This window comes from Parabacteroides goldsteinii (assembly GCF_020091425.1).
Taxonomy (GTDB): Bacteria; Bacteroidota; Bacteroidia; order Bacteroidales; family Tannerellaceae; genus Parabacteroides; species Parabacteroides goldsteinii.
In genome coordinates this window covers 1,513,581-1,526,023 of the sequence record NZ_CP081906.1, presented here as the reverse complement: position 1 = coordinate 1,526,023, position 12,443 = coordinate 1,513,581, and the positions used below count along the sequence as shown (strand labels likewise).

Genomic DNA, 12,443 nt, shown 5'->3' with positions numbered 1-12,443 from the left:
GATACACTTTTACTCGTTTTCGAGTTCAAGATTAGTCATCTTTTCTGTGATGGCGAACGGATAATCCGGATATTCGTACAGACTGAAACGCGGTTCGGTCACTCCTTCGCAATAATTCCAGATGCTGCGATATTCTTTAACGTCCTCTCCCATTTCTTCCAATTGACGCAAATAAGCGGCTACCGACTTGTTCTCTACGATATATACTTCCCCCATCTTATTGATGATAGGGCTATGCCGGCGTCCGGTATCATGGTCAAACTTCAGGATTCGTTTTCCTTCAGCGGTGAGACCTACTGTTTTAAAAGTCATACTTTTACCAATAGCCGGCAGATTCAAGACACTACGGTCTGTTGCAGCAAACAACAAATGATTCTCTCTCAAGAAATTATACAATTTTCTTCCTAACGGACGTTTATTGGTGACAATATCATCCAATTCGGCGAGTTTATCTTCGGGAACCAGGCCAAAAATCTTTTCTTCATATTGTTCCTGAAGCGAACGGCTGTTCGGGGTAAACACGGCATAGTTTTCATTAAACCCTTTTACCGAGAACGTATAATAGCAAATCACACCGACGGAATTAAGTGTCTGCCGCAGTTTGGCAGTATGTCCGCGCCGGGAAGCTGCAACCGTATAAACCAATTGGTTCGTTATCACCCATCCGGCATCCAATATCGCTTTTATAGCACGTTTGGCTTCGGGAGTTACTTCCAAAGGAGATTGGAAGTGGGTTTGAATAATAAACTGGGAGACTCCGATAGCAGAAGCCTTCTCTTTAAATTCTTTCAAAATTCCCACAAGTTCATCTGTAATGCGCAACGGCAGATAAGCCAGCAAACGCGAACCTAAGCGAACCCGCTGCAACTCGGCATATTTTTTACCCTCGGGCCGTTCTTCATTCGCTTTACGTTTACGGACAGCCATTTTATAGACAGCTTCCAATATCTTACGCAAAGTAGCATTCTGGCTCATCAGGGCGTCACCTCCGGTAATCAGAATATCCCGCAACTGGGCATCTTCTTCAAAGTAATGCATCAAACGACGGAGTTTCTTATCCCAGGTTTCTTTGGGTTTCAATGCTTCAAAATCGAAATTAAGACGTTCGCTCTGGAAATCATACATGCGCTGACAAGAAGCACATAAGCCTCCGCAGGCTCTTCCCATCGAATCAGGAATAAGAATGGCCACTTCCGGATAACGGCGGTGGATATTATGACCTTCAGGCAAAAGCCATCCGGCGGCATTCGGCTTACCGGCTTCCACGATATCCTCTTTTTCCCAGGCTTTTATATGACCGTATGTGTCAACCAATTCATCTGAATAAAGGACGTACGAACGAATCGTGTTGTCATCATAGCCTTCCGTTCCCGGATTCAGCAAGGATAAATAATAAGGCGTAACAAAAAACGGCATACCTTTCTTTCTGGCACGGGCCAACAGCTGCATCATCTCTTCCGAGAGGGATTCACCCAGAAAATAATTCAGTTCCGTCGGACTCTTGATAGCCAATGCCAGATGGAAACGGGCAGTGTTCCACCATTCCTGTACCTGATTATATTTTTCTTCGTAAGTCATCTCCGGTAAAAACTGATAACGGGACGACGGTGCACTCCTGCGCTCTATCTTCCGTATAAGCCGTTTTATAATACGGTCTTTATTTGCTTCACGGATTGCCACCACTTCTTCATCCAAACCGGTCGGCCAACGATGCATCTGACGCTTAACCAGGGAACGATCCGGTTCGATGCTCTCGGGATGCTCCAGTAACTTGAACTGATGATAAAGGTCAATAAACAGGTCGGGAGAAACTTCGTCTGCCAGCTTTCCCGTCAGTAATTGCCAGAAATAAGTGATTGTTTGCACAGACAACTCCTCACCCGTTGAAAGTTCATCAATAGGAGACCCGTCATATTCGATTAAAAGTAAAATACGCTTCGCCACGGCATTTCCCATATTACTGCCACCTCCGTTGATTTCAATCCGGGAAGAAACGAATGAGCGCAGAGCCTCCCTGAACAATTTTATGTTCTGGCTCTCTTCCGCCATTGTCACCAAATGAGGAAAGTCCCTGTTAAACACTTTTAGTAAATAAGAATTGTCGTACGTTAGTTCTTTTCTTTTAATCATAAACATCGCTGCTTTTTATATTGATTAGAGTAATATTACAATCATGCCACTCACATAGGGAGAGATTATATCCGGGGATATACACTTACACTTGTCCACAAATATAATATTTTTAATCGGAAAACGATGAATATCCACTTTTAAAACATTCTAATAAGAGAAATATTTAAAGCAAAATGATATTTATGTGGCTATTTTACTACATTTTGATTTCATTTTTAGCATTCCACAAGAAACCAGGTATTTTACACTTCATAGAAAGCTTGAAAAATATATATTTTCACTTGCAATCTTCAAAAACTATTTATATCTTTGTGAAAAGTAATTTTAGAGGCTCAAGCCTCACATTTTAGGTAAAGGTATTGGTCATTATAAGTATTAAAAAAGTCTACTTGTGAAAGTAGACTTTTTTATTTTTCACATTCTTTCATAGATGTATATTACAAACTGGTTTATTATATCCTTCTAAAAAGTCTTATTACAAACTCATTAAATAAAACATGACTATTATATTTACAACAACTTATCGTCATCTTGTCTTAACCAACCTCTCACTTTGAAACATAAAGTAAGCAGAATTTGCAAAAAACTTTTCTATAGTAATTTTTTTCACTAATTTTGCAACAGTATTAATCATTAAAACAATAATACCTATGAACAAAGCAGAACTTATTGTAGAGTTGGCTGAAAAAGCCGGTTTAAAAAAACAAAAGGCTAAAAAGGTCTTGGAAGCTTACATGGAGATCGTAACAGAAAAAATGTCCCAGAACGAAGAAATATCTATCGTTGGTTTTGGTACATTATTACCCAGACCGCAAAACAGCCGTTTGGCTCGTAATCCCAAAACAGGTACTCCGGTACAGATCCCGGCAAGAACAACAGTAAAGTTCAAACCAGGTAAATTCCTGCTGGAGGCTATGAACGGTAGCAAATAAAACCAAACCACTCCATATGTAAAATGAACGTCCGGACTATACCAATAGCACGGACGTTGTTCTTTTCTCCCCCCTAGACAAAAACGGCTGATGTAACAGAATCGTAACATATATTTCATTCAACCGAAATACCAAATGCCTTCCTTTGCAGAAAATAATTAATTTTGTAAACAAAGGAATGAATTATTCATTTCAAATTAAATAAAAAAGACTATGGATATGCCCCGAATTCTTGTTGTGGATGACGAAGAGGACTTGTGCGAAATCCTCAAATTCAATCTTGAAATAGAAGGTTATGAAGTGGATACGGCTTTTAGTGCGGAAGAAGCATTAAAAAAGGACCTGTCTGTCTATCAGTTGCTTTTGCTCGATGTTATGATGGGAGAAATCTCCGGATTCAAGATGGCGAGTATATTAAGGAAAGAAGAAAGCACGGCTGATATACCGATCATATTTCTGACAGCCAAAGATACTGAAAACGATATGCTGACAGGCTTTAACCTGGGAGCGGACGATTATATTTCAAAACCTTTTTCGATCCGCCAGGTTGTCGCACGTGTTAAGGCTGTATTACGGAGAACGACCGATAAAGAGAAAAACGAGACGAACGAACTTCTCGAATATGAAACATTAGCACTCGATCCCAAACGCATTAAAGCATCGGTAGACGGCAAGGAAGTCCCGCTGACCAAAAAAGAATTCGAGATTTTGAAATTGCTGCTGGAGAATAAAGGAAATGTTTTCTCACGTGAAGAGATCCTGTCCCGTATCTGGAAAGATGAAGTATATGTGCTGGATCGAACAATCGACGTAAACATTACCCGTCTGCGTAAAAAGATAGGCCCTTACGGAAAAAACATCGTTACCCGACTCGGCTTCGGTTATTGTTTTGAGTACTAATCCTGTTATTTAATCATGGTAAGAGTAGAAAAGATGAAAAACCGGATACCTTTCAGCCAGCGGTTATTCTGGTCGATTTTTGTGATGTTCCTTGGATTTACAGTTTGCTTCCTGTTGTTTCAATACCAACGGGAACGGGAATTTTCGCAGGAGAAGTTGAATAATGTATTGAGTAACTACAATTACCAATTATTTAGCCGTACCCAACAGGATACCGACATTAATAAGACGGTAAGGCAATTTATCGAAGATATTCCGCAAAAAGAATTGCGTGTCACCATTATCGATCCCAACGGAAAAGTCTTGTTCGATAATAGCGGGACAGAAGAATTCAACAACCATAACGATCGTAGCGAAGTGCGCAAAGCCCGTTTGTATAATGAAGGCTTTGCCATCCGCACCTCGGGATCGACGGGCAGACGGTATTTTTATTCGGCCAGCAATATAGGCAGTTATATCTACCGTTCGGCGCTCCCTTATGATCCTTATGTGCAAAGTGCCTTATCCATGGATAAGGACTTCATCTATTTTATGATACTGATGACATTGATCTTTTTCTTTGTCCTCTCCCGCTTTACATTCAGTATCGGACGGACCATATCCAAGCTACGGGACTTTGCCTTGAATATAGAAAAAGACCGGATACCGGAAAACGATTATATCTTCCCCAACGATGAACTGGGAGATATCTCAAAGAACATTGTCACACTGTATCACCGGCAACAGAAGGCCAAAGACGAGCTTTCCATGGAACGTGAAAAGCTGATAAAGCATTTCCAGTACGCCAAAGAAGGATTCGCCATGTTTACGGCCGAAGGGAAAGAGATATTGTCGAATATCCTGTTCATCCAATTCTTAAATGTTATTTCCGACAATCAGATCCGTCAGGCTGAAGATGCCCAGGATATCCGGGAACTTGAACCCATTAAGGCTTTCCTGAATAAAAATATCCCTAATATGAACCGGAAACGGAAAGTATTACGCGAATCCGTAACGATCGATAAAAACGGGAAAATATTTCTGATCGAATGTATCCTGTTCCTGGATAACAGTTACGAAATATCCATCAATGATATTTCACGCCAGGAAGAAGAGAGCCGGATGAAACGCCAGCTTACCCAGAATGTCGCCCACGAACTGAAAACACCCGTCAGCAGCATTCAGGGATATCTGGAAACGATTATCAGCAATCCGGAACTTACTCCCGACAAACGCCAGTTCTTCCTGGAACGTTGCTACTCGCAGAGTACGCGCCTGACCGGATTATTACGTGACATCTCTGTACTGAACCGTTTGGACGAGGCGTCCGAAATGTTCGACTTGTCCGACATAAATATCCCGAAACTGATCGTCGAGATCCAGAAGGAATGTTCGAAAGAGATGGATGAAAAACAGATCACATCTGAAGTTATTCTGCCGGGCGATCCTACGATACATGGCAACTACTCCCTATTGTATTCCATTTTCCGTAACCTCTACGACAATGCGATCGCATATGCCGGAGAAGGAAGCCAAATAACCGTGAACTGTTATAAAGAAGATCCGAAATTTTATTATTTCAGTTTCGCTGATAACGGTGTGGGTATTTCGGAAGAACATATCAACCGCATCTTCGAACGGTTCTACCGGGTGGATAAAGGACGTAGCCGCAAAGTCGGCGGAACAGGACTGGGATTGTCTATCGTCAAGAATGGGGTTAATTTCCATAAAGGACAGATTTCGGCAAAGAGTAGTCCGGGCAAAGGAGTGACCTTCTTCTTTACCCTGAAGAAAAAATTATAAACATAAATTACAAGTATATATAGTATAAAAATGTGTCGTATTTTATATCTTCGCGCCCTATTTTCCTATAAAAAACAAGGCAAAGATGAATATAAACGAGTTGACATGCGGTCTGGACTTCGGAACATCAAATTCCATTATATCGCTGACAGACAAAGCAACACGGAAAGAAGTATTTTCGTATAGCGAAAGTTCCATTCTGTATTTTCCGGACACAAACGAGATGAAATACTATGTGGGTAAAGAGGCCCAGGATAAATATATTGAAGAAGAGATGACCGGGCGTTTGCTGAAATCCGTTAAGACGCTGCTCCGCCAGGACAAGTTTCTTTCTACCTGGATATTCGGTAAAAGAATGACGCCCGATCAACTCGTTACCTGCATCATCCGCCATTTGAAAGAGAAAGCGGAAGCCTTCGCCGGAGCGGAAATCACGGATGTGATACTTGGAAGACCTACCGTTTTTTCGGAAGACCCCAAGCAAGAGACTTTGGCAGTCAACCGCCTGACGCTTGCCGCCCGTAACGCCGGTTTCAGAAACATCAAATTGCAATTGGAACCGATTGCCGCCGCCCTCTCCTATGAGCAACGGCTCGATCATAGCGAAAACGTACTGGTTGCCGACCTCGGTGGCGGTACTTCCGACTTTACCATCATGAACCTTTCTCCCGATAAAATCCGTAAGGAAGACCGCAAAGACGATATCATCGCTCACGGTGGTGTCTATATCGGCGGTGACTTGTTCGATTCGGAAATCATGTGGTACAAAGTGACTCCCCATCTGGGCCGGGGCGTAAAATACCAATCGTACGATAAAGAGATTGAAATACCTTCCATTCTCTACCGCGAACTGAAAAACTGGGAAAGGACATTTATGTTGAAGGAGAGCAAACTGCGCCGTTCGATGGATAACTACTACCATCTCTCAGGCAACAATCCTAAGATAGATAATGTAAGAGTTTTGATCGATAATAACTATGTCTTCTCCCTGTTCAAAGGAATCGAGCAATCCAAAATAAACCTCTCGACCGGAGAAGATACAACAATCGACTTTGAAAAAGAGACAATCCATATACATGAGCCTTTCACGCCCGGTGAGTTTGCTACGATCATCGAACGGCATACTACCGAGATCGAACGATATATCCTGAAAATATTGGACACAGCGCAATATAACGCAGCAGATATCGACTCCGTCTTTATCACAGGAGGTAGCAGCCTTGTCATTCCGGTAAGGGAGATACTTTACCGCATCTTCGGAAAAGATAAGATACGTACGGGGAATACTTTTAATAGTGTAGCTTACGGGTTATCCTTGAGCTACTAACTTCCGCTGCCGGAGACCGTCTGGTTTCCTAAGCAGGAAACGCGAGTTTCACCCTAATGAAACAGTAGTTCCCTGCCTAGGAAATTGCAGTTTCCAGGACAGGGAACTACGAAGATCAACGTTCCTTGATTGGAACATATACCTGTTCATCCAACACATTCTTATAAGCCGGACGGATAATACGCTTACCATCGAAATGTAATTCTTCAATGCGATGGGCAGTCCAACCTACGATACGGGCCATAGCAAACAGCGGTGTATAGATTTCCTGCGGCAAACCGATCATTTCATACACAAAGCCTGAATAGAAGTCCACGTTTGAAGAAACACGTTTCTTCGTTCCTTTATGTTTGGCGAAACATTCGATGGCACGTTCTTCCAGCAGTTCGAGGAAGGCAAATTCTTCTTCACGTCCTTTTTCTTTAGCCAGGTCACGAGCCAGTTCTTTCAAAACAACGGCACGCGGATCGGAAATTGTATAGACGGCATGACCGATACCGTAAATCAGGCCGGTCTTATTATAAGCCTCTTTGTTCAGCATGCGCATGAAATAAGTATCGATTTCATCCACATTCTTCCAGTCGCCAATGTTCTCTTTCAGATGATGGAACATATCGACAACCTGGATATTGGCACCACCGTGCAACGGACCTTTCAACGAACCGATACCGGCTGCAATAGAAGAATAGGTATCCGTTCCGGTCGAACTGGTTACACGGACTGTAAAGGTCGAGTTATTACCGCCACCGTGCTCGGCTTGCAAAACAAGCAACAGGTCAAGTGTACGGGCATCCAGTTCCGTAAAGTCTTTTTTCAGCATATGCAGGAAGTTTTCTGCAAGCGAAAGGTTTTCGTGCGGATGGCGGATATGCAGGGAACGGCCGTGTGTACTATGACGATAAATATTATAAGCATACGCTATAATGGTCGGGAAACGCGAGATCAGTTCGATAGACTGGCGCATCAGGTTGTCACGGGAAGTATCGTCCGGATTCGGATCGAACGTATACATTTCCAAAACACTACGGGCAAGGATATTCATGATATTCTGTCCTTCCAGGTCGAGGATATTCATCTTGGTTTTCTGTTCCAACGGCATATTATCGCAGATCAAGCCTTTGAAAGAGGCTAACTCTTCTTTATCGGGCAACTTTCCGGAAAGCAACAGATAAGCCACTTCCTCAAAACCGAAACGTTTTTCTTTGATCAGGGCATGCGCCAGGTCCTCCACATCGTAACCTCTGTAAAACAGTTTACCGGGAATAGCTTTCAGGCCACCGTTATCCGGCAGGCGTTCGTAACCAACTACATTACCGATCTTAGTCAGGCCGACCAACACCCCGCTGCCGTCCTCGTTACGCAGACCACGTTTCACGTTGTACATCGGAAACAGTTCGTTATCAATCTTGCAGGCATCTTTTGACGCATCCGACAGTTTGTAAATAAGATATTCTTTTTTCATCACGAGTTATTTTTACGAGGTTACAATAAAGATATGATACAATCACCAAATTCTTTGGTGCCAAGAGATTTTCCTTCCGGCATAAAACGTGCCAGGTCATTCGTTGCTTCTCCTTTCGAGAAAGCCTTTTCCATGGCAGCCGTGATCAGGTTGGCAGCTTCGTTCCAACCCATATATTCAAGCATCATCACGGAGGAGAGTAAGAGGGAAGACGGGTTCACGATATTCTTTCCGGCAATATTAGGTGCCGTGCCATGCGTCGCTTCGAAAATAGCATAACCGCTGTTGTAGTTGATATTGGCACCCGGTGCGATTCCGATGCCACCTACCATGGCGGCCAATTGGTCGGAGATATAATCGCCGTTCAGGTTGAGCGTCGCAATAACGGAGTATTCTTCCGGGATCAATAAGGTATTTTGCAGGAAAGCATCGGCAATCACATCTTTGATAATGACCTTTCCGGCAGCCGATGCTTCTGCCAGCGTTTTGGCGGCTTCGGCTTCCCCCTTTTCCTTTTTGATCTTTTCGTATTGCGGCCAGGTGAATGTCTTGTCGCCAAACTCGCGTTCCGCCAGAGCATATCCCCAGAGTTTGAAACCGCCCTCAGTGAACTTCATGATATTTCCTTTGTGCACCAGCGTTACACTCGGCAACTGATTGGTCAGGGCAAATTCGATGGCGGCACGCACCAGCCGTTCGGTTCCTTCTACCGATACAGGTTTCACACCGAATGAAGAAGTTTCCGGGAAACGTACTTTCGTCACTCCCATTTCTTCCGTCAGGAACTGAAGGAATTTTGCTGCTTCAGGTGTTCCTTGCTGCCATTCGATACCGGCATAGATATCTTCCGTATTCTCACGGAAAATATACATATCGACCTTCTGCGGTTCACGCACCGGAGAGACGACACCTTTGAACCAGCGAACGGGACGCAGGCAAACGTACAGGTCGAGTGTCTGCCGTAAAGCCACGTTCAGGGAACGGATACCGCCGCCGATAGGAGTAGTCAGCGGACCTTTGATACCGACCATATATTCGCGGAAAGCATCCATTGTTTCGTCGGGCAGCCAGCTGCCTGTTTGATTGAAGGCCTTTTCACCAGCCAGTACTTCTTTCCATTCGATAGAGCGCCGGCCGCCATATGCTTTTTCGATGGCAGCGTTTACAATCTTCTGGCTGACCGGAGTGATCTCCGCTCCCACTCCGTCACCTTCGATAAAAGGAATGGTTACTTTGTCCGGGACGATCAGACGGTCGTTTTGTTTTGTTATTTTATTCATCATGATAGTTTATTAATTTTGTTCAGTCTTTATCAGTTTTGAGCTATCTTGTTCCCGTGCTTGACACGGGGCCGCAGAAGAACCAGCAGTATCAAAAGATACATATAGGATACGGTCTGTGCCTTTGCGATCCCGTGTCAAGCACGGGAACGGGATAGTCCAATTATTTCTATACATGTGCCATATTCAATGCTGATCCGGACTTGAACCATCGGATCTGCAAATCATTGTACGTGTGATTTACAGGGAATGATTCCTGTGTGCCATCCGCATGCAATACGATAGCAGTTAATGGCTCGCCCGGTGTGAACTCTTTCAGACCGATGATGGAGATGTGATCGTTTTCACGAATCTTATCGTAATCGTCTTTGTCGGCAAAGGTCAGGGCAAGCATTCCCTGCTTTTTCAGGTTCGTTTCATGGATGCGGGCAAAACTTTTGGCAAGGATCACTTTCACATTCAGGAAACGGGGTTCCATAGCAGCGTGTTCACGGGAGGAGCCTTCACCGTAGTTCTCTTCGGCAACCACGATGGATGAAATGCCTTTCGCCTTATACTGTTTGGCAACGGCGGAGACAGCTTCATACGTATTATTCAACTGGTTCAATACGGCATTCGTCTGACCGTTGAAAGCGTTCACCGCCCCCATCAGCATATTGTCGGATATATTTTCCAGATGACCACGGAAACGGAGCCACGGACCGGCCATCGAAATATGGTCTGTCGTACATTTACCCGAAGCCTTGATCAAAAGAGGCATTTCCAGCAAATCGTTTCCATCCCACGGAGCAAAAGGATGCAACACCTGCAAACGGTTTGAATCGGGACTGATCTTTACTTCCACATCTTTTCCGGTCGGAGCCAGATAACCGTTATCTTTTACATCAAAACCTTTGGGCGGGAAATCAGTTCCCTGCGGCTCACGGAGTTTTACTTCGCGACCGTCTTCGGTCTTCAATGTATCCGTCAACGGATTGAAACAAAGGTCACCGGCAATGGTCAATGCTAGCGTCAGTTCCGGGGAAGCGACAAAAGCATGTGTATTCGGATTGCCGTCTGCACGTTTGGCGAAATTACGGTTAAAGGAGGTTACGATTGAATTTTTACGGGTGTTATCGTCGGTATGACGTTTCCACTGGCCGATACACGGACCGCAGGCGTTTGCCATGATGGTGGCACCGAGCTTTTCAAAGTCACCGATGATGCCGTCACGTTCGGCTGTATAACGGATCTGTTCCGATCCCGGATTGATGATCAGCGGGGAAGCGACAGGTATTTTATCTTCAAAAGCCTGCCGGGCGATAGAGGCGGCACGGCTTAAATCCTGATAAGAGGAGTTCGTACATGATCCGATCAGGCCGACTTCCATCTGGCGGGGATAGCCGTTTGCTTTTACCTTCGCGGCAAACTCAGAGATAGGCGTTGCTGCATCCGGAGTGAACGGGCCATTGATATGCGGTTCCAGTTCGGACAGGTTGATGACGATCACGCGGTCATAATATTCATCCGGCTGTGCCCTTACTTCCATATCGGCTTCCAGATAATCCTGGATAGTATCGGCCCAGGCTGCAACGGTATCGCGGCCAGTGGCACGCAGATAAGTTGCCATATTCAGATCGTACGGGAATAATGAAGTAGTGGCACCCACTTCGGCACCCATGTTACAGATTGTCGCTTTTCCTGTAGCGGAAATAGAGGAAGCACCTTCTCCGAAATATTCGATAATGGCATTCGTCCCGCCCTTTACGGTCAGGATACCGGCTAGTTTCAGGATAACGTCTTTCGGTGAAGCCCAGCCGCTCAGACGTCCGGTCAGCTTGACACCGATCAGTTTCGGCATCTTCAGTTCCCATTCCATCCCCGTCATTACATCGACGGCATCGGCACCACCGACACCGATGGCTACCATTCCCAATCCGCCGGCATTCGGCGTGTGCGAGTCTGTTCCGACCATCATTCCGCCGGGGAAGGCATAGTTTTCCAACACCACCTGGTGGATAATTCCTGCACCGGGTTTCCAGAAACCGATACCGAACTTATCGGATACGGATTTCAGAAAATCATACACTTCGCTGTTCCCTTTTGTTGCTGTTTCAATATCTGCTTTCGCACCGATATTCGCCTGGATCAGGTGATCGCAATGAACAGTTGCCGGGACAGCGGATTTCTTTTTTCCAGCATTCATGAACTGCAACAATGCCATCTGGGCCGTTGCATCCTGCATCGCCACACGATCGGGACGGAAGTTCACATAATCGTCTCCACGCCTGAACAGGCGTAATGCCTTTTCGTCATATAAATGAGCATATAAGATTTTCTCGGCCAGAGTCATCGGACGACCGATCTTTTCGCGGGCCACATCTACCCTTTTCGGGAAATTGGAATAAAAGCTTCTCAGCATTTCAATGTCGTACACCATATTATAATCTTATTAGTTGTTTGTTTATCAAAAAGCTTGTATATGCAAATAAAAAAATTCCATGTCGTAAAGAATGTAATATATAAGACATCATATCATTTTGCATTTCTATTTTGTCATTAACAAATGTATATATAAATAAAACACCTTTTATTCAATAATGTCTATGACCCGATAGAGGTTGTCTATACAAATAAGAAAGTTCGCC

General features: G+C 44.3%; 8 protein-coding genes. 4 read left to right on the top strand and 4 right to left on the bottom strand.

Going from position 1 to position 12,443, the window contains the following annotated elements; genetic code table 11:
* Window positions 1–9 precede the first annotated feature (9 nt).
* Window positions 10–2,130 carry a KamA family radical SAM protein gene (locus K6V26_RS07170; RefSeq protein ID WP_007659141.1) on the bottom strand — a complete coding sequence of 707 codons (2,121 nt, stop codon included), beginning with the start codon at window positions 2,128–2,130 and terminating at the stop codon, window positions 10–12.
* A gap of 653 nt (window positions 2,131–2,783) precedes the next feature.
* Here K6V26_RS07170 and K6V26_RS07165 point away from each other — a divergent pair.
* The 4 genes from K6V26_RS07165 (at window position 2,784) to K6V26_RS07150 (ending at window position 7,074) form a co-directional block, all read left to right on the top strand.
* Window positions 2,784–3,065, top strand: a complete 282-nt coding sequence (locus K6V26_RS07165; RefSeq protein ID WP_007653559.1) for an HU family DNA-binding protein — start codon at window positions 2,784–2,786, stop codon at window positions 3,063–3,065.
* 213 nt (window positions 3,066–3,278) lie between these two features.
* The gene (locus tag K6V26_RS07160) at window positions 3,279–3,965 is read left to right on the top strand and encodes a response regulator transcription factor (RefSeq protein ID WP_007653558.1); all 687 of its coding nucleotides are present in this window, start codon (window positions 3,279–3,281) and stop codon (window positions 3,963–3,965) included.
* Between the two features lie 15 nt (window positions 3,966–3,980).
* Window positions 3,981–5,747: a sensor histidine kinase gene (locus K6V26_RS07155; RefSeq protein ID WP_224264949.1), complete on the top strand. Its 1,767-nt coding sequence runs from the start codon at window positions 3,981–3,983 to the stop codon at window positions 5,745–5,747.
* 85 nt (window positions 5,748–5,832) lie between these two features.
* Complete coding sequence (locus K6V26_RS07150) at window positions 5,833–7,074, top strand: Hsp70 family protein (protein WP_224264948.1); 1,242 nt, start codon at window positions 5,833–5,835, stop codon at window positions 7,072–7,074.
* 115 nt (window positions 7,075–7,189) lie between these two features.
* Here the strand turns inward: K6V26_RS07150 and K6V26_RS07145 are convergent, their stop codons facing one another.
* The 3 genes from K6V26_RS07145 to K6V26_RS07135 form a co-directional block, all read right to left on the bottom strand.
* Entirely contained in the window at window positions 7,190–8,536 is a 1,347-nt protein-coding gene (locus K6V26_RS07145) for a citrate/2-methylcitrate synthase (protein WP_007653552.1), read from the bottom strand.
* A 20-nt stretch (window positions 8,537–8,556) separates the two neighbouring features.
* The gene (icd, locus tag K6V26_RS07140; protein ID WP_224265816.1) at window positions 8,557–9,816 is read right to left on the bottom strand and encodes an NADP-dependent isocitrate dehydrogenase; all 1,260 of its coding nucleotides are present in this window, start codon (window positions 9,814–9,816) and stop codon (window positions 8,557–8,559) included.
* Window positions 9,817–9,985: 169 nt separating this feature from the next.
* Entirely contained in the window at window positions 9,986–12,235 is a 2,250-nt protein-coding gene (locus tag K6V26_RS07135) for an aconitate hydratase (protein WP_224264947.1), read from the bottom strand.
* Between the last annotated feature and the right edge of the window lie 208 nt (window positions 12,236–12,443).